The following is a 16,298-nucleotide window of genomic DNA, read 5'->3' on the forward strand; positions in this document are numbered from 1 at the left end:
CATGACGTCGACCGGGCGCCTCGAGGGCAAGGTCGTCGTGATCTCCGGCGGTGCGAGCGGGATGGGCGCGGCGTCGGCCCGGCTGTTCGCCGCGGAGGGAGCGAGCGTCGGGATCGTGGACATCGACGGCAACGCGGCCCACGCCGTCGCGCGCGACATCGCGAGTGCCGGTGGTCGTGCCGCCGTCGCCGTTGCGGACGTCTCGCAGGAGGATCAGGTCCGGCGCGCCGTCGCCGCGGTCTCGACCGAGCTCGGCGACGTGACGACGCTGTTCAACCACGCCGGCACGATCATCGTGAAGCCCTTCCTCGACCTCACCGTCAAGGAGTGGGACTGGCTGCACGGCATCAACGTGCGGTCGATGTTCCTCATGACCCAGGCCGTGCTGCCGCAGATGCTGACGCGCGGCGAGGGGTCGATCATCTGCACGTCGTCGATCTCTGCCGTGGCCGCGACACCCAACGAGGTGCTCTACGACACCACCAAGGGCGCGTGCCACATGTTCGCCCGGGCGATCGCGGTCGAGTACCGCGATCGTGGGATCCGCTGCAACGCGATCTGCCCGGGGTTCATCCGCACGCCCCACGGGCTGCACGAGATCGAGGCGCTCGGCCGGCACGGCGTCGACACCTCGGACGCCTCCCTGGCCGGTCAGCAGGGGCGCATGGGCGAGCCGGAGGACGTCGCCCGCGCAGCCCTGTTCCTGGCGAGCGACGACTCCCGGTTCGTCAACGGGCACCACCTGTTCGTCGACAACGGCTTCACCGCGATGTGACGCGGCCCGACCTCAGGGCTCGATCACGAGGTCGGCGATGAGTCCGCCGGCTCCGACCGTGAAGCGGTAGTGCAGGTCGACGACACCGCCCGGGAAGTCGCCCTCCAGGTGGTGGACGACGTCGACGCGTGCGTCGTCGAGCCGGTACGCACCCGTGACCTCGGTCGTGTAGGTGTACTCCCCCGCGGCGCGGGTGAGCATCGCGCGGATCTCGCCGAGGCCGGTGTGGGTGTGGCCCTCGTCGGTGACGGTGGCGTCCTCCGCGAAGCTCGCCATCTCGGCGTCGTAATCGTGCGCGAGATGAGCGGTCACGAAGGTGCGGACCGCAGCGGGAAGGGCATCGAGGGCGACCGGGGTCGCCTGGTTCTGTTCGGTGTTCATGACAGCACCGTGTTCCCTCTCGTTGCGGGAGGGTCAAGTGCTGGACCCTCCCGCAGCGAGAGGGTGCACAGTTGACCCGTGCGCGCCGCCATGACGATCGGGGACTTCGCCGCCCTGACCCACCTCACGATCAGGACGCTGCGGCACTACCACGAGACCGGGGTGCTCGAGCCTGCGCAGATCGACCCGGTGACGGGGTACCGCTTCTACGCAGCCGAGCAGATCCCCACCGCCCGGACGGTCCACCGCCTGCGCGAGCTCGACCTCCCACTGCCGGAGATCAAGGCCGTCCTGGCGACGGACGACCCAGCCCAGCGGGCGGAGATCGTCAGTCAGCACCTCGCCCGGCTGGAGGCCGAGCTGGACCGGACCCGAGCCGCCGTGTCGGCACTGCGGCAGCTCCTCGACCCCGAGCCGCCCGCGATCGAGGTCGAGCTCCGCGCCGTTCCCGCTCGCACCGTGGCGGTGGCCCGATCGGCTGCTGGGCTCGACGACGTCCTGGGCTGGTACGACGTCGCGCTCGCCGAGCTCCAGACTGCCGTTCCGCCGGACGAGCGTCGCGGGCCCCTGACCGGCGTCTTCGCGAACGCGCTCTTCAGCGAGGGCGCAGGCGATGTCAGTCTGCACTTCTCCGTCGATCCCGGGTTCGCGGCGTCTTCGCGGAGCCGGGTCGAGATCGCGACGCTGCCGGCGGTCGAGCTGGCCCTCGTGGTCCACCCTGGCAGCCACGACACGATCGAGGAGACCTACAGCCAGCTCGGGGCGTGGGTCGCCGACCACGCGCTCGCGGTCGGCGACGTCGTGCACGAGACCTACCTGGTGGGCCCGCGCGACACGTCCGACGCGTCCGCTTGGAGGACCGAGATCGGCTGGCCGGTCCTGCGCATCGGCTGACGGGCCGTCAGCGCTGCGCGCGCGACCTGTCGCGCAGCGCGGTCACGTGCTCCTCGTCGCGCAGTCGCACGGCCGCCTGGTCGAGCGGCACCTCGTGGCCCTCGCCACAGCGAACATGGGGCGCCAACGGAGCCTCACAGTTACGGTGCACGAGCTGCACGCCCGTCCGGGGGTCGTCGCTGACGACGTCCCCGAACTCCGCCAGCGCGACGATGACGGGGAACAGGGCTCGCCCCCGATCGGTGAGCACGTACTCGTCGCGGCGTCGCTGGCCGGCCTCCTGGTAGGGCCGTCGCTCGACGATGCCGTCGCCGTGCAGCTGCTTCAGCCGCCCCGCGACGACGGCCTCGCTGAGACCCGTGCGCCGGGTCAGCTCCTCGTACCTCGTGCCGCCGTAGAAGAGCTCGCGGATCACGAGCATCGCCGAGCGCGTACCCACCAGGTCGAGAGCGCGCTCGATGCGGCAGTACCCCTTGACCGGCCAGGCGTCGCGGTCCTCGAACGCGCCCTGACGCTCGATCACGTCAGTGGTCGTGGGGTCCGGTCGCTCGTGGTCCATGGTGACGATCCTAACGCTGGCTTTGCTCATCACAAGTCAGGGTGTACGTTCTGACTATGGTTTCTCATAGTCAGGGGCTGAACGTCCGCCTCGCTCACGAAAGAAGGACCGGATCATGACCAGCGCCTACCTCGTCGACGCCGTGCGCACCCCGCTCGCCAAGGGCAAGCCCAGCGGCGCCTACGCCGAGATCCACCCGGTTGACCTGCACGCCCACGCCCTGGCAGCACTCGTGGAGCGCACGGGCATCGACCCGGCGGTCGTCGACGACGTCATCAGCGGCGCCGTCGGACAGGTCGGCGAGCAGTCCGGCAACACCGCCCGCTGGGCCCTGCTCGGCGCCGGTTTCCCCGAGTCCGTCCCGGGCGTGACGGTCGACCGCCAGTGCGGGTCCTCGCAGCAGGCACTCCACTTCGCCGCGCAGGGCGTCATCGCCGGGGCCTACGACGTGGCGATCGCCTCGGGCATCGAGTCGATGAGCCGCATCCCGATCGGTTCGCAGTTCCAGGGCAAGGACTTCGCGGGCTCGCGGGTCGGCGCGCGCTACGAGCAGGGTCTCGTGCCGCAGGGCGTCAGTGCGGAGCTCATCGCCCAGCGCTGGGACCTGTCGCGCGCCCAGCTCGACGAGTTCTCCGCCGAGTCGCACCAGCGTGCCGCCCGCGCCTGGAAGGACGGCCTGTTCGACTCCCAGGTCGCGCCGGTCAACGACCTCCACGTCGACGAGACGATCCGACCGGACACCACGGCCGAGACTCTCGCCGGACTGCGGCTCGCGTTCAAGGACGAGCACTGGGAGCAGCGGTTCCCCGAGCTCGACTGGCGGGTGACCGCCGGCAACAGCTCGCCCGTCAACGACGGCAGCGCCGCCCTCCTGGTCGCGAGCGAGGAGGCCACTGCGCGACTCGGCCTGACGCCGCGCGCGCGGGTGCACTCCTTCGCGGTCGCGGGCGACGACCCGATCTACATGCTGACGGGCATCATCCCGGCCACGCAGAAGGTGCTCGCGAAGGCGGGCCTGACGATCGACGACATCGACGTCTTCGAGGTCAACGAGGCGTTCGCGTCGGTCGTGCTGGCCTGGCAGAAGGAGACCGGCGCGGACCTGGCGAAGGTCAACGTCAACGGCGGTGCGATCGCGATCGGCCACCCGCTCGGCGCCTCGGGTGCCCGACTCATGACCACGCTGGTGAACAACCTCGAGCAGAGCGGCGGGCGCTACGGCCTGCAGGTCATGTGCGAGGCCGGCGGCCTGGCGAACGCCACCATCATCGAGAGGATCTGACATGACCACGATCGACGGAGCCGTCGTGCTCGTCACCGGCGCCAACGGCGGCCTCGGCACCCACTTCGTGCACCAGGCGCTCGAGCGCGGAGCCGCGAAGGTCTACGCCGCGGCCCGCACCCCGAAGGACTGGGACGACGACCGCGTCGTGCCGCTCGCCCTCGACGTGACGTCGACGGAGTCCGTCGCGGCCGCCGCAGCCGAGGCCACGGACGTGACGGTGCTGGTCAACAACGCCGGCGCCCTCAACGGCGCGAGCGTCCTGGGCGACCTCGCCGCCGGACGCCAGCTGTTCGAGACGAACTTCTGGGGTGCGCTGGCCGTGACCAACGCCTTCCGACCGGCGCTGGCGGCCGAGCGTGGGGTCCTGGTCAACGTCTTGTCGGCGCTCAGCTGGCACGGCATGGGCGACGCCTACAGCGCGACGAAGGCGGCGCTCTGGTCGGCGACCAACACGCAGCGCGTGGTGCTGGCACCGGAGGGCATCCACGTGACCGCCCTCCACCTCGGCTACGCCGACACCCCCATGACGACGGACGTGGACGCACCCAAGCTCGACCCGGCCGACGTCGTGCGGGCCGCCTACGACGGTGTCGAGGCCGGCGAGTTCGAGGTGCTGGTCGACGACGTCAGCCGTCACCTCAAGGCCGGCCTGGCCGGGCCGATCGAGGGCCTGTACCCGCAGCTCGCCCGTTCTGCGGCGAGCCCGGCCTGACGCTCGACCGCGACGACGCCGGGCGACCTCGCTCATCCCGAGGTCGCCCGGCGTGCGCAGGGAGGTCGGTGCGACACGAGGCTTGACCCTGACGCAGGGTCAACGTTCCACACTCACGTCATGACCACTTCGCCCCCACTCACCACCACCGCCGTCGCCGTCTCCGGACTCACGAAGTCCTTCGGCGACCAGCGCGTGCTGGACGGCATCGACCTGACCATCCCGTCCGGCTCGATCTACGCGCTGCTCGGCTCGAACGGCGCCGGCAAGACCACCCTCGTGCGGATCCTGTCTACCCTGCTGAAGGCCGACGGCGGCACCGCGACCGTCGACGGTCACGACGTCGCCACCCAGCCCAGCGCCGTCCGCGGCGCCATCAGCCTGACGGGACAGTTCGCTGCCGTCGACGAGATCCTCACCGGACGCGAGAACCTGGTGCTGATCGCTCGCCTGCGACACGTCCCCGATCCGCGTGGCGTCGCCGACGACCTGCTCACGCGCTTCGATCTGCAGAGCGCCGCCGACCGCCGGGCAGCGACGTACTCCGGTGGCATGCGTCGCCGGCTCGACATCGCCATGAGCCTGATCGGCGACCCGCCCGTGCTGTTCCTCGACGAGCCCACCACGGGGCTCGACCCGCAGGCCCGGCTCGAGGTGTGGCGCACGATCAGCGAGCTCGCGGCCGGCGGCACGACCGTGCTGCTCACGACGCAGTACCTCGACGAGGCCGAGCACCTGGCCGACTCGATCGCGATCCTGCACGGGGGCCGGATCATCGCCGACGGCACGTTCGCCGACCTGCAGCGGCTGCTGCCGCCGACCCAGGTCGAGTACGTCGAGAAGAAGCCCACGCTCGAGGACGTCTTCCTCGCCCTCGTCGGACACCAGCAGTGAGGACGCCCACGATGACCACCGCACACCTCGCCGACACGACGACCCTGCTCGGCCGCTCCCTGCGCCACATCGCGCGCAGTCCCGACACGATCATCACGACCGCCATCACGCCGATCGCGATGCTGCTGCTGTTCGTCTACGTCCTCGGCGGCTCGATCTCGGTCGGCCAGGAGAGCTACGTCGACTACCTGCTCCCGGGGATCCTGCTGATCACGGTCGCCTCTGGCATCAGCTACACCGCGTTCCGGCTGTTCACCGACGTCTCGACCGGACTGTTCGAACGGCTCCAGTCGATGCCGATCGCCCGGTCTGCCGTGTTGTGGGGTCACGTGCTGACGTCGCTCGTGGCGAATGCCGTCTCCCTCGTGCTGGTCGTGCTGGTAGCGCTGCTGATGGGGTTCCGCTCCGGCGCCGGCATCGTCGCCTGGCTCGGCGTGGTCGGCCTGCTCGCGCTGTTCACGCTGGCGCTGACGTGGCTCGCGGTGGTCCCGGGACTGACGGCGAGGTCGGTCGACGGAGTGAGCGGATTCTCCTACCCCCTGATCTTCCTGCCGTTCGTGAGCTCGGCCTTCGTCCCGACCGAGGGCATGCCCGCAGCGCTGGGCTGGTTCGCGGAGCACCAGCCCGTGACGTCGATCGTCAACACGCTGCGCGCCCTGCTGGCCGAGCAGCCCGTGGGCGACGAGGGCTGGGTCGCACTCGCCTGGTGCCTCGGACTGCTGGTGGTGGCCTACGCCCTGGCGATGAGAACCTATCGGCGACGCATCTCGTGAGCGGCGACCGCCAGAGGAGGGACCCATGCTGACGATCAGCCAGCTGGCCACCTACGCGGGGGTGACCGTACGGGCTGTTCGGCACTACCACGCGAAGGGCCTGCTGACGGAGCCTCCGCGCGACCACTCCGGCTATCGCCGCTACGACGCCCGCGACGTCGTGCGGCTGATCCGGATCCGCACCCTCGCGGAGGCGGGCGTCCCGCTGTCGCGGGTGCAGACGATGCTCGACGCGGACCCGGAGGCCTTCTCCGCGTCCGTGGCGGAGATCGACCAGCGGCTGCGCGACGAGGTGCGGGAACGGCAGGAGCACCGGCGCCGCATCGCACGCCTCGCAGCGGGTGACAGCCTCGCGCTCCCTCCCGAGGTCGCCGAGTTCGTGACTCGCATGCGTGAGCTCGGGTTCCCCGAGCGCGTGATCGAGATCGAGCGCGACAGCTGGATCCTCATCGCGGCGCAGATGCCCGACGCGATCCCCGCGCTCATGGACATCAAGCGCGCGCAGATCGAGCTCCCCGACCTGCGGCGGTTGTACCTCGACTTCGACTTCGACGGCTTCCTCGAGGTCGACCTCGACGAGGCATCGATGTCGGCGCTGGTCGACCGGGTCGTCGCCTTCGTCGAGGCCGCCAGCGCATCGGCGCACGGACTGGCCGACCCGGAGACCGTGCCGGTCGTCGGCGACGACCTCGTGCGACTCCTCGACGAGGCCTTCATCGCCACCTTCCCCGGGGCGAGCCGCATGCTCCAGCTGCTCGAGGAGCGCGGCTGGGTCGGCTGGACCGACATGCGCTGGGTCGGGCCGCCTGAGGAGCGGCGCGCGGACGCCTGATCGTGGCAGGCTCGTGCGGGTGACTGCAGGAATCGACGAACCCGACCGTCGCGGACGCACAGGTCTGCACCTGACCGGCCGTGACCTGACCCGCAACCCCGACATCGTCGTGCGCGACGTGGAGGTGCTGGCGAACGACTGGTACGTGCTGCGGGCGACGACGTTCGACCAACGTCACTCCGACGGCAACTGGCGAACCGAGCGCCGTGAGACGTACGACCGCGGCGACGGCGCCACGATCCTGCTGTACGACACCGCCAGACGCACCGTCCTGCTCACCCGGCAGTTCCGGTTCCCGGTCTACGTCAACGGCCACCCCGACGGGATGCTGCTCGAGACCGCGGCCGGGCTGCTCGACGAGGACGACCCGGTGGCCGCCATCCGCCGGGAGGCGGTCGAGGAGACCGGGGTGGAGGTCGGCGAGGTGCAGCACGTCTTCGACGTCTTCATGAGCCCCGGATCGGTCACCGAGCGGCTGCACTTCTTCGCTGCGCCGTACCGGCACCACGACCTCCGTGGCACCAGCCACGGCGTCGCCGACGAGGGTGAAGACATCGAGACCGTCGAGCTCGACGCCGACGACGCACGTGCCCGGATCGGCACCGACATCGTCGACGCGAAGACCGTGATGCTGCTGCAGTGGGCTTTCCTCGACGGGCCGTTTCGCCTGACCTAGCATCGGAACGTGGCCGGACATCCGCACCTCCCGAGGAGCATGGTGCTGCTGGCTGCCGTCGCGATCGGGTCGCTCGCTCTCGGCGCGTGCTCGGACGACGGAGACGATGCCGGCGAGGCTGTCTACGTCGCGCAAGGGACGACGTGCGACCAGGAGCTCAACTCACCCGAGGCGCAGACGATCAACGAGGACGTCGGCGGGCTCCAGACCCCGGACTTCACGGTGCGGTTCTCGCAGACGACCAAGCTCGGCAACGTCGCCCTGGTCAGCGGCGACACCGAGAAGGCGTTCCGCGTGCTGTCCGAGGACTACGGCGTTGCCCTCGTGGCCGAGCTCGAGGAGGGTGAAGCGGGGACGATCGTCGGCTTCGAGCAGATCCGCGACCTCGTCGCCGACGTCTGCGGCGAGGACTGACCGACGGGCGGCGTCCGCCCACCGGTGGTGGGATTGAGGTGTGCGCCGCGTCCATCTCGTCCTCCCCCACCAGCTGTTCGCGCAGAACCTCGACGTCGAGGCTGAGCTGTTCGTGCTGGTGGAGCACGACCTGCTGTTCCGGCAGTACCCGTTCCACGCGCACAAGCTGGTGCTGCACCGGGCGTCGATGGAGCACCACGCTCGTGAGCTCGACGGCGGCGGAAAGGATGTCGAGTGGGTGCGGACGGACGGCCGCTCGACCAGTCGCCTCGGCGTGGCCCGGGCGCTGGAGGGCGCCGACGTCGTCAGCTGGCACGACGTCGTCGACGACTGGCTCGAACGCGACCTCCGTGGCGCGGCTGAGGATGCGGGCGTCGAGGTCGAGGTGCTGCCGACGCCGAACTTCCTGACCTCGGCCGCCGACGTCGCCGAGCAGTTCAAGGGCAAGCGCACGCGCATGGCGGGCTTCTACTCGTGGCAGCGGCGTCGGCTCGAGGTGCTGGTCGACGACGGCGAGCCGGTCGGCGGGCAGTGGTCGTTCGACGCCGAGAACCGCAAGAAGCTGCCGAAGAACCACCCAGTCCCGGCGACCAACCGGCCCGATCCAGACGAGATCACGCGCGAGGCGATCGACTTCGTCCGCGACCGCTTCCCCGACGCCCCGGGCGACCCCGGCCGGTTCGCGTGGGCGGTCACCCGCGCGCAGGCGAGCGAGATGCTGGACGAGTTCCTCGAGCAGCGCTTCCACGAGTTCGGTCCTTACGAGGACGCGATCTCGTCCGAGCACGGCTTCGTCTTCCACGCGGCGCTCACGCCCGCGCTCAACATCGGCCTGCTCGACCCGGCGGACGTGCTCGACCGGGTCGTCCGTCATGCCGAGCGCAACAGCGTGCCGATCGCGTCGTACGAGGGCTTCGTGCGCCAGCTCATCGGGTGGCGCGAGTACATGCGCGGCAGCTACGTCTCCCGGGGCCGGAAGCTGCGCACCACCAACGCTCTCGACCACTACCGCGAGCTGCCGCCCGGCTGGTGGACCGCCGAGACCGGGCTCGAGCCCGTCGACACCGTCCTGCGCCGCGTGCTCGACACCGGCTACGCCCACCACATCGAGCGGCTCATGGTGCTCGGCAACGCCCTGTGCCTGCTGCGCGTCGACCCCGACGAGGTCTACGCGTGGTTCATGGCGATGTTCGTCGACGCCTACGACTGGGTGATGGTGCCCAACGTCTACGCGATGAGCCAGTACGCGTCGGGCTCGGCCATCACGACCAAGCCCTACGTGTCGGCCAGCAGCTATCTGAAAAAGATGTCCGACCTGCCGACCGGCGAGTGGGCGGACGTCTGGGACGGCCTGTTCTGGACGTTCGTGCGCGACCATCGCGAGGTGTTCGAGTCGAACCCGCGCAGCACGATGATGGTGCGCCAGTGGGACGGCTTCGACGACGCGAAGCGGCGAGGGCTCGTCGCCGCAGCGAGGCCGTGGCTGGCGGACTGAGCGCCGTAGGATGGCCAGCGCTCATGCCTGCCTCTGAAGATCGCCCCCGCCGGCTGCTGCTCGTCGTGGATGCGCCGTCGCTGCTGCACCGCAACCACCACGCCCGGGCCCACACGAAGATCGTCGACCGGTCGGGGCGTCCCGCGTGGGCTCTCCACGGCATGCTGCGCCAGATCCTCGAGGCGATCGACGGCTTCGCGCCCGACGCGGTGATCTTCGGACTCGACGACCGCACCGCCTCCGTGCGCCGCGACTTCTACCCCGACTACAAGGCCGGACGGACCGAGAAGGACGCGGACCTCGTCGAGCAGCTCGACCGCGCGGGGGCCCTGCTCGACGCACTCGGTCTCGCCACCCTCACTCCCCCAGGGCTGGAGGCCGACGACGTCAGCGCCACGGCCGCGACGTGGGCCCGCGACAACGGTTGGAACTGCGTCATCATCACGTCCGACCGCGACGCGTTCGCCCACATCAGCGACCACACCCAGGTGCTGCGGCTCATCAACGGCGGCATCAGCGGATCGCCCCTTCTTGACCCGCCGCGACTCCTCGCGATGTATGGCGTCCCGGCTGACCGCTACCTCGACTTCGCGGCCCTGCGCGGCGACGCCAGCGACAACCTGCCCGGCGTCGACGGCATCGGTGAGAAGACCGCCGCGACGTTGCTCACGGAGGTGGGGCCCATGCAGACGGTCTGGGCCGACATCGAGGTGAACGAGGGTCTCGGCGTCGTGGCGACTTTGGATTCGTGGGCGAGCGAGGTCGGGTCACGAAGGATGGGAGCCACCGTCCTGCGCCGCTTGACCGCACCCGGCGCACGCGAGCGGTACGACTTCAACATCCGGATCATGTCGGGCCACGACGACCTCGACCTCGGCATCACGCCGGACATCCCCGGCACACCGGGCCTGCTCCCGCTCGACACGCACCGCGTCAACAAGGTCGTCAGCTTCCTCGACGTCGAGGCGACGACGGCGCTGGCCGTCCGCGTGCTCAGCACCGACCCGGCGTCGGCGGCGGCTCGTTGACGGGCCTCAGCCCATCACGTGACGTCGCCCCTTCCACAGCACGTAACTGCCGCACCCGACAGCGATGAGCGCAGGCACCCAGTACCCGGGGTCGCCGAGGACGAGCCCGTGGACCATCGCTGCGGCGAGAACCAGCACGATGACGAAGAAGATCCACCAGTTGACGGGACGCTTGCGAGCCACGGCGGCCTCCTCCGGTGAGCGACGTGCCTCGATCTTGGTCGACTGCCGGACTGACCGCATCCGGAGACACTGAGGCCGGGCGGCCGTGCCTCGGCATCCGTCTCGTGCCGGATGACCCACGAGGTGAAAGGCTGTCCACACATGACGCCGGTCGGTCGCAACTGATCCGTGCGTGAGTCGAGAGGGCAAGGCTGATGGCTGGTGCGGTGTCGGGGGTGCTGCGGCACCTCGGTCCGAAGGTCGCGAAGATCGCGGGGCCTGCCGTCATCGCCTGGCTCGCGCGACCCGAGAACCGTGAGCAGGCAGCCGAGGTCATCCGCGGCCTGCAGGCCAAGAGCGCGACGCAGCGACTGCTGGCCCGCATCGACCTCGCCGTCGTCACGTTCCACGAGGTCATCCGGTCCACCGAACCGGAGTCGGAGCGCTACGAGCTGGCGACCTCCTCCATCCGCGAGCTCCACGCACTCAGGATCCGGTTGCAGCTGCCGTTCTCGTCCCTCAAGGCTCGCCGCGAGAATCGGCGGGACGTCGCCTCGCAGCTCGACGCGCTGCTGGTGCGGACCAACCAGGCTCTCTGACACCGCCGCAGCGAGCGGGGCTCAGCGAGCGCGGCTCAGATTCCCTACTGCGTCGCGCTTCCACTGCTTGCCGCTGGCGTCGCGGAAGGCCACGGCAGCGACGATGTCGCTGAAGGCGCGGTCGGGCTCGCCCCGATCGACGCCCTGGCGCTCGCGGAACGCAGCCTGGGTGTCTCCGTTCAGCGTCACGACCTCGCGTCCCCCACCCGGCACGGTCGGCCGGACGCGGGTCTTCCCGATGAGGGCGTCTCGGTGGTAGTACTCGACGTGCCAGTCGTAGATCGGTTGCGTGCTCTGGTTCGCGACGATCAGGCACGGGGCTCCGACCTTCGACGACACGAGCAGGTCGTTCGGCTCGTGGTACGAGACCCACGCCGAGATCTGCTGCGCCTGTGCCGACCTGTCGCGTCGGATCGTCCGAGCCAGGGCGACGACCGAGACCACCAGCGCGATCGTGGCGATGATCGCTGAGGGCCAGTCCGTGTTGCCGAGGTTCACGTGAGCGATGCTCCCACTGTTGAGCGGGGGCGTCACGGGTCGGACGTTCTTCCGAGGCCTTCGAGGCCGCTGGCGAGGGCTGGCCCGAAGGTCACCGGATCAAAGTCACAGTCATCGTCACTGTGACGCGCAACACTCGCTTCATCGGATCAGGACCACGATGGAGGAACAGTGCAGACCCTCGACCTTGTAGGCGCCGACAGCGGTGTCGAGTTCGGCCTCGGCGTCCACCTGGACACCCTCACCCTGGGCAGCGGCCCGACGGCCCTGGTGCTGCCGGGGACGGAGCGGGTGACCGAGGACGTGCCGTTCGCGACCGCGCTGGCCGAGCAGTTCTCGGTCGTCCTGCCGAGCCACCCCGGCTTCGGACGGTCCGAGCGCCCCGACTGGTGCGCCACCGTCTCGGACGTCGCTGACGTCTACCTCGACTGGCTGGACCGCACCGACCAGAGCAACGTCACGCTCGTCGGCTTGCAGTTCGGCGGCTGGGTCGCCCTCGAGCTCGCGACCCGCGGGTCGGAGCGCATCTCGCGCCTCGTGCTGGTCGACACGGTCGGCGTGAAGCTCGGTGCGCCCCGTGAGCGGGAGATCACGGACGTGTTCGCCACGATTCGCGCCGACCTCGAGCGCCTCACCTACGCCGACCCCGCGAAGGGCGTCGGCCCCCTCGAGGACGCGGCCATCGACGACGTCCTCGAGGTCATGCGCAACGAAGAGGCTCTCGCCGCCTACGGCTGGGAGCCCTACCTCCACACCCCGCGCCTCGACCAGGCGCTCGGCCGGATCACGGTGCCGACGTCGGTCGTCTGGGGGGCCGACGACGGCATCGTCTCCCCCGCCTACGGCCGTGCGATCGCCGAGCGCATCCCCGGAGCGACCTTCCACGAGCTCGACGCCGCCGGCCACCGCGCGCAGGTCGACCGTCCCACCGACGTCGCCGCGCTCATCACCCGACCGGTCGCCTGACCACCCCACGACAGGAGCGAACCCCATGCAGTTCTGGCACTTCAGCGAGTGTGCGTACCCCGACCTGCCGAGCTCGGAGACCTACGAGTCCGTCCGCGTGACCCTCCCCAACGGGGTCATCGATCCGGAGAAGGCCGCCGACCTCTGGGACCGGTACATCAAGGAGTGGCAGGTCGCCGACGAGGCCGGCCTCAACATCATGGTCAACGAGCACCACTCGACGGCCACCTGCATGACGGCTGCGGCCCCCGTGCTCGCCGCCGCGCTCTCGCGGTGCACCAAGGACGCACGCATCCTCATCCTGGGCAACCCGGTCGCGAACCGTCCCGATCCGGTGCGCGTCGCGGAGGAGATGGCGATGATCGACCTGTTCACGCGCGGTCGCCTCGACGTCGGCTTCGTGCGTGGCGTGCAGTACGAGGTCGCGGCCACCAACTCCAAGCCCGTCCGCATGACCGAGCGCATGTGGGAGGCGATCGAGCTCATCAACGCCGCCTGGACGAGCCACGACGGACCGTTCAGCTGGGAGGGCGAGTTCTTCCACCACCGCCAGGTCAACATCTGGCCGCGGCCGTATCAGCAGCCGACCCCGCCGATCTGGATCACCGCGGGCACCCCCGCGAGCGTGCCCGCCATCGCCGATCACGGCTACAAGGCCGCCACGTTCCTCGTCGGTCACGAGGGCGCGCGAAAGATCTTCCAGGCCTACCGCGACCGCAACGCCGAGCTGGGTCGCCCGGCACCGAGCGACGACATGTTCGGCTACGCGGCGCTCTGCTACACCGGCCGCACCGACGAGGAGGGTCGCGAGGGAGCTCGCAAGCTCCTCTGGTACCTGCAGAGCAACAAGGTGACCAAGGAGTTCACCTTCCCGCCCGGCTACATGCCCTACTTCGTGCGCGCCGCCGCCTTGCGCGGCCCGCAGAAGTCCGAGTCCGGTGCACCCGCTCTCTCCCCGATTCCCGACCTCACCTCGATGACGCTCGACGACCTGATCGAGCGCGGCGTGCTGTTCGCCGGAAGCGCCGTGACCGTCGCCAGTCAGATCGAGCGATTCAACGAGAAGGTCGGCGGGCTCGGCCACCTCGTGCTGATGGGCCAGGCCGGCCACATGGGACACGAGGAGGCCGTCAACGGGATCCGCAACTTCGCCGAGGGCGTCAAGCCGCGGCTCGAGCGCGTGACGGACGGGGTGCCGGTCTGATGGCCGCGCAGCACGACGGTCAGCAGGAGGCCGAGCCGCTCGACCGCCGCTCGATCCTCGCCGTCGGGCTGGGCAACGGCCTGGAGTTCTACGACTTCGCGATCTTCGCAGCGCTCACTCCCGTCATCTCTCAGCTGTTCTTCCCGTCGGACGACCCCCTCGCCTCGCTGCTCTCCACCTTCGCGGTGTTCGCCGTGGGCTTCTTCATGCGACCCGTCGGCGCGATCTTCTTCGGCCGCCTGGCGGACCGCAGCGGACGTCGCATCGCGATGGTCATCGCGGTGACGATGATGGGGGTTGCCACCGTGTTCATCGGTCTCACCCCGACCTACGACTCGATCGGGATCTGGGCGCCGATCCTCCTGGTCGTCGCGCGCATGGCGCAGGGCCTGTCGGTCGGCGGTGAGTTCGGCACGTCCGCGACCTACCTGATCGAGCACGCCCCCAGCGGACGCCGTGGCCTCTTCGGCGCGTTCGCGTTCTTCTCGTCGGTCGCCGGCAGCGTGCTCGGACTGGCCGTGGTGTTCGGGCTGACGGCCTCGATGTCGACCAGCAGCCTGGAGGGCTGGGGCTGGCGCATCGCATTCCTCCTGAGCCTTCCCCTGCTGATCCTCGGCTTCTACCTCCGCTACCGCATCGCCGAGTCGCCCGAGTTCGAGGAGGTGCAGGCCGATGACGCCCAGCACGCCGATCCGGTCCGCACCGTCTTCACCCAGCACTGGCGAGCGATCCTGACCGTCATCGGCATCGTCATGGGCTTCGCGACCGCCTCGGCCACCGTGCAGGCGTTCATGCCGTCCTACGTCCGCACGGTCGTCGGGCTCGAGGCCCGGACGGCGCTCGGCGCGGTGCTCGTCGCGACGACGATCGCCGCATTCATGGTGCTGGCGTTCGGTCACCTGTCCGACCGGCTCGGCGGACGCTCGGTCCTCGTCCTCGCCTCGGTGCTCACGGTGGCACTGCCCTACCCCGGCCTGCTGGTCCTCGACCAGGGCGGCTTCGTGTTCGCCCTGGTGGGCCTGGTGCTGGTCTGGGTGCCCGTCGCCGCGTTCGGCGGTGCTGCGCCCACGGTCTGGGCCGACATGTTTCCCACGAGCGTGCGCGTCTCCGGCTTCGGCATCGCCTACGGGTTCGGGTCGGCGATCTTCGCGGGCAGCGCCCCGTTCCTCGCGACCTGGCTCGTCGACGTCACCGGGTCCGACCTCGCCCCGGCCGGCTACATGGTCGTCGGCGGCATCGTCACCCTCGCGGTCGTGCTGACGTCCATCACCCCCACCCGATCCACCCCGGCCCCGACCGTCGCCGCCGGGACGAAGTAGAGGAGCGTCATGGCATCGACGACAGGCCGGCTGACCGGCAAGACCGCCATCGTCACCGGCGGCGGATCCGGCATCGGCGCCGCGACGTCCGAGCTGTTCGCGAAGGAGGGGGCCCGCGTCGTGGTGGCCGACCTCCACGGCGCGAACGCCTCGATCACGGTCGAGCGCATTCTCGAGGAGGGCGGAACGGCCGAGCCGTTCGCGGCCGACGTCTCAGACGAGACACAGGTCGAGGAGCTCGTGGCGTTCGCCGTGCGCACGTACGGCGGACTCGACGTCCTGCAGAACTACGCCTCGAACCGTGGCGTCGTCGAGCACGACCTGTTCGTGGCCGAGGCTGACACCGAGGTGTGGGCGCGCCAGCTCGGCGTCGACCTCATGGGCTGCGTGCACACCGCCAAGCACGCCATCCCGCACATGCTCGCCACCGGCGGCGGCTCGATCACCAACGCGACCTCGCTCGCGGCCTGGCTCTCCCTCGAGAGCCGACCTGCCTACGCGACGTCGAAGGCCGCGGTGATCGGACTCACGAAGACCCTCGCGACGGAGTACGGCAAGAAGGGCGTGCGCACCAACGCGATCGCACCCGGCCACATCGTCTCCCCCGCCACCGAGAAGATGTACTCCGACGAGCAGACGCAGGTCATGCTCGACCACGTCTCCGCTCCGCGGCTCGGCCGCCCCGACGACGTCGCACTCGCGGCCCTCTTCCTCGCGTCGCCGGAGTCCTCGTTCATCAACGGCCAGGTCATCGTCGTCGACGGTGGCATGTCGGCGTACGCGCCGATGGTCCCCACGTTCCGCCGCCTCGCGGCCGACAGCTGAGCCAGCA

At 70.1% G+C, this 16,298-nt stretch carries 20 protein-coding genes; 16 read left to right on the forward strand and 4 right to left on the reverse strand.

Going from position 1 to position 16,298, the window contains the following annotated elements:
* Position 1: 1 nt before the first annotated feature.
* Positions 2-775 (forward strand): SDR family NAD(P)-dependent oxidoreductase, encoded by a 774-nt coding sequence (locus tag ABD127_RS06760; RefSeq protein ID WP_344199052.1) that lies wholly within the window; start codon positions 2-4, stop codon positions 773-775.
* 12 nt (positions 776-787) lie between these two features.
* On the opposite strand, the gene ABD127_RS06765 is transcribed toward ABD127_RS06760, so the two are convergent.
* Positions 788-1,156 carry a nuclear transport factor 2 family protein gene (locus ABD127_RS06765; RefSeq protein ID WP_344199054.1) on the reverse strand — a complete coding sequence of 123 codons (369 nt, stop codon included), beginning with the start codon at positions 1,154-1,156 and terminating at the stop codon, positions 788-790.
* Positions 1,157-1,234: 78 nt separating this feature from the next.
* Here ABD127_RS06765 and ABD127_RS06770 point away from each other — a divergent pair, with 78 nt between their 5' ends.
* Positions 1,235-2,050: a MerR family transcriptional regulator gene (locus ABD127_RS06770; protein WP_344199056.1), complete on the forward strand. Its 816-nt coding sequence runs from the start codon at positions 1,235-1,237 to the stop codon at positions 2,048-2,050.
* 7 nt (positions 2,051-2,057) lie between these two features.
* Here ABD127_RS06770 and ABD127_RS06775 read toward each other — a convergent pair whose 3' ends face one another.
* Positions 2,058-2,609, reverse strand: coding sequence for a winged helix-turn-helix transcriptional regulator (locus ABD127_RS06775; RefSeq protein ID WP_344199058.1), 552 nt, complete (start codon positions 2,607-2,609; stop codon positions 2,058-2,060).
* 115 nt (positions 2,610-2,724) lie between these two features.
* Between ABD127_RS06775 and ABD127_RS06780 the strand changes: the two genes are divergently transcribed.
* The 9 genes from ABD127_RS06780 to ABD127_RS06820 all read left to right on the forward strand — a co-directional run bounded on the left by ABD127_RS06780 (position 2,725) and on the right by ABD127_RS06820 (position 10,718).
* Entirely contained in the window at positions 2,725-3,891 is a 1,167-nt protein-coding gene (locus tag ABD127_RS06780) for an acetyl-CoA C-acyltransferase (protein WP_344199060.1), read from the forward strand.
* A 1-nt stretch (position 3,892) separates the two neighbouring features.
* Entirely contained in the window at positions 3,893-4,606 is a 714-nt protein-coding gene (locus ABD127_RS06785) for an SDR family oxidoreductase (RefSeq protein WP_344199062.1), read from the forward strand.
* A 120-nt stretch (positions 4,607-4,726) separates the two neighbouring features.
* On the forward strand, positions 4,727-5,500 hold the full coding sequence (locus tag ABD127_RS06790; protein ID WP_344199064.1) for an ABC transporter ATP-binding protein: 774 nt from the start codon (positions 4,727-4,729) through the stop codon (positions 5,498-5,500).
* Between the two features lie 11 nt (positions 5,501-5,511).
* Positions 5,512-6,273 (forward strand): ABC transporter permease, encoded by a 762-nt coding sequence (locus tag ABD127_RS06795; RefSeq protein WP_344199066.1) that lies wholly within the window; start codon positions 5,512-5,514, stop codon positions 6,271-6,273.
* Between the two features lie 25 nt (positions 6,274-6,298).
* Positions 6,299-7,105, forward strand: coding sequence for a MerR family transcriptional regulator (locus tag ABD127_RS06800; protein WP_344199068.1), 807 nt, complete (start codon positions 6,299-6,301; stop codon positions 7,103-7,105).
* 19 nt (positions 7,106-7,124) lie between these two features.
* The gene (locus ABD127_RS06805; RefSeq protein ID WP_344199070.1) at positions 7,125-7,781 is read left to right on the forward strand and encodes an NUDIX domain-containing protein; all 657 of its coding nucleotides are present in this window, start codon (positions 7,125-7,127) and stop codon (positions 7,779-7,781) included.
* A gap of 9 nt (positions 7,782-7,790) precedes the next feature.
* Positions 7,791-8,195 carry a hypothetical protein gene (locus ABD127_RS06810; RefSeq protein WP_344199072.1) on the forward strand — a complete coding sequence of 135 codons (405 nt, stop codon included), beginning with the start codon at positions 7,791-7,793 and terminating at the stop codon, positions 8,193-8,195.
* A gap of 40 nt (positions 8,196-8,235) precedes the next feature.
* Positions 8,236-9,690: a cryptochrome/photolyase family protein gene (locus ABD127_RS06815; RefSeq protein ID WP_344199074.1), complete on the forward strand. Its 1,455-nt coding sequence runs from the start codon at positions 8,236-8,238 to the stop codon at positions 9,688-9,690.
* Positions 9,691-9,713: 23 nt separating this feature from the next.
* A complete protein-coding gene (locus tag ABD127_RS06820; RefSeq protein ID WP_344199076.1) occupies positions 9,714-10,718 on the forward strand; it encodes a 5'-3' exonuclease H3TH domain-containing protein in 1,005 nt (334 codons plus the stop codon).
* Between the two features lie 6 nt (positions 10,719-10,724).
* Here the strand turns inward: ABD127_RS06820 and ABD127_RS06825 are convergent, their stop codons facing one another.
* A complete protein-coding gene (locus ABD127_RS06825; protein ID WP_344199078.1) occupies positions 10,725-10,961 on the reverse strand; it encodes a hypothetical protein in 237 nt (78 codons plus the stop codon).
* A gap of 134 nt (positions 10,962-11,095) precedes the next feature.
* On the opposite strand from ABD127_RS06825, the gene ABD127_RS06830 reads away from it, so the two are divergent.
* Positions 11,096-11,479, forward strand: coding sequence for a hypothetical protein (locus ABD127_RS06830; protein ID WP_344199080.1), 384 nt, complete (start codon positions 11,096-11,098; stop codon positions 11,477-11,479).
* A gap of 21 nt (positions 11,480-11,500) precedes the next feature.
* Here the strand turns inward: ABD127_RS06830 and ABD127_RS06835 are convergent, their stop codons facing one another.
* On the reverse strand, positions 11,501-11,977 hold the full coding sequence (locus ABD127_RS06835; RefSeq protein WP_344199082.1) for a hypothetical protein: 477 nt from the start codon (positions 11,975-11,977) through the stop codon (positions 11,501-11,503).
* A 171-nt stretch (positions 11,978-12,148) separates the two neighbouring features.
* Between ABD127_RS06835 and ABD127_RS06840 the strand changes: the two genes are divergently transcribed.
* Genes ABD127_RS06840 through ABD127_RS06855 form a run of 4 tightly spaced genes read left to right on the forward strand, consistent with a single transcriptional unit; the run spans position 12,149 to position 16,291 of the window.
* Positions 12,149-12,943, forward strand: a complete 795-nt coding sequence (locus tag ABD127_RS06840; protein WP_344199084.1) for an alpha/beta fold hydrolase — start codon at positions 12,149-12,151, stop codon at positions 12,941-12,943.
* A gap of 25 nt (positions 12,944-12,968) precedes the next feature.
* Positions 12,969-14,147: an LLM class flavin-dependent oxidoreductase gene (locus ABD127_RS06845; protein WP_344199086.1), complete on the forward strand. Its 1,179-nt coding sequence runs from the start codon at positions 12,969-12,971 to the stop codon at positions 14,145-14,147.
* Positions 14,147-15,466, forward strand: a complete 1,320-nt coding sequence (locus ABD127_RS06850; RefSeq protein ID WP_344199088.1) for an MFS transporter — start codon at positions 14,147-14,149, stop codon at positions 15,464-15,466. Before ABD127_RS06845 ends, ABD127_RS06850 begins: the two co-directional genes overlap by 1 nt.
* Positions 15,467-15,475: 9 nt before the next feature.
* The gene (locus ABD127_RS06855; protein WP_344199090.1) at positions 15,476-16,291 is read left to right on the forward strand and encodes an SDR family NAD(P)-dependent oxidoreductase; all 816 of its coding nucleotides are present in this window, start codon (positions 15,476-15,478) and stop codon (positions 16,289-16,291) included.
* Positions 16,292-16,298: the final 7 nt, after the last annotated feature.

This window comes from Aeromicrobium alkaliterrae, assembly GCF_039529015.1.
GTDB classification, from domain to species: Bacteria; Actinomycetota; Actinomycetes; order Propionibacteriales; family Nocardioidaceae; genus Aeromicrobium; species Aeromicrobium alkaliterrae.

What these genes read in the sequence shown, in the direction of transcription:
- ABD127_RS06850 (WP_344199088.1), top strand. Translation starts at nt 14,147, where the DNA reads ATGGCCGCGCAGCACGACGGTCAGCAGGAGGCCGAGCCGCTCGACCGC.
- ABD127_RS06765 (WP_344199054.1), bottom strand. Translation starts at nt 1,156, where the DNA reads ATGAACACCGAACAGAACCAGGCGACCCCGGTCGCCCTCGATGCCCTT.
- ABD127_RS06855 (WP_344199090.1), top strand. Translation starts at nt 15,476, where the DNA reads ATGGCATCGACGACAGGCCGGCTGACCGGCAAGACCGCCATCGTCACC.
- ABD127_RS06795 (WP_344199066.1), top strand. Translation starts at nt 5,512, where the DNA reads ATGACCACCGCACACCTCGCCGACACGACGACCCTGCTCGGCCGCTCC.
- ABD127_RS06760 (WP_344199052.1), top strand. Translation starts at nt 2, where the DNA reads ATGACGTCGACCGGGCGCCTCGAGGGCAAGGTCGTCGTGATCTCCGGC.
- ABD127_RS06800 (WP_344199068.1), top strand. Translation starts at nt 6,299, where the DNA reads ATGCTGACGATCAGCCAGCTGGCCACCTACGCGGGGGTGACCGTACGG.
- ABD127_RS06780 (WP_344199060.1), top strand. Translation starts at nt 2,725, where the DNA reads ATGACCAGCGCCTACCTCGTCGACGCCGTGCGCACCCCGCTCGCCAAG.
- ABD127_RS06825 (WP_344199078.1), bottom strand. Translation starts at nt 10,961, where the DNA reads ATGCGGTCAGTCCGGCAGTCGACCAAGATCGAGGCACGTCGCTCACCG.
- ABD127_RS06790 (WP_344199064.1), top strand. Translation starts at nt 4,727, where the DNA reads ATGACCACTTCGCCCCCACTCACCACCACCGCCGTCGCCGTCTCCGGA.
- ABD127_RS06830 (WP_344199080.1), top strand. Translation starts at nt 11,096, where the DNA reads ATGGCTGGTGCGGTGTCGGGGGTGCTGCGGCACCTCGGTCCGAAGGTC.
- ABD127_RS06845 (WP_344199086.1), top strand. Translation starts at nt 12,969, where the DNA reads ATGCAGTTCTGGCACTTCAGCGAGTGTGCGTACCCCGACCTGCCGAGC.
- ABD127_RS06820 (WP_344199076.1), top strand. Translation starts at nt 9,714, where the DNA reads ATGCCTGCCTCTGAAGATCGCCCCCGCCGGCTGCTGCTCGTCGTGGAT.
- ABD127_RS06785 (WP_344199062.1), top strand. Translation starts at nt 3,893, where the DNA reads ATGACCACGATCGACGGAGCCGTCGTGCTCGTCACCGGCGCCAACGGC.
- ABD127_RS06775 (WP_344199058.1), bottom strand. Translation starts at nt 2,609, where the DNA reads ATGGACCACGAGCGACCGGACCCCACGACCACTGACGTGATCGAGCGT.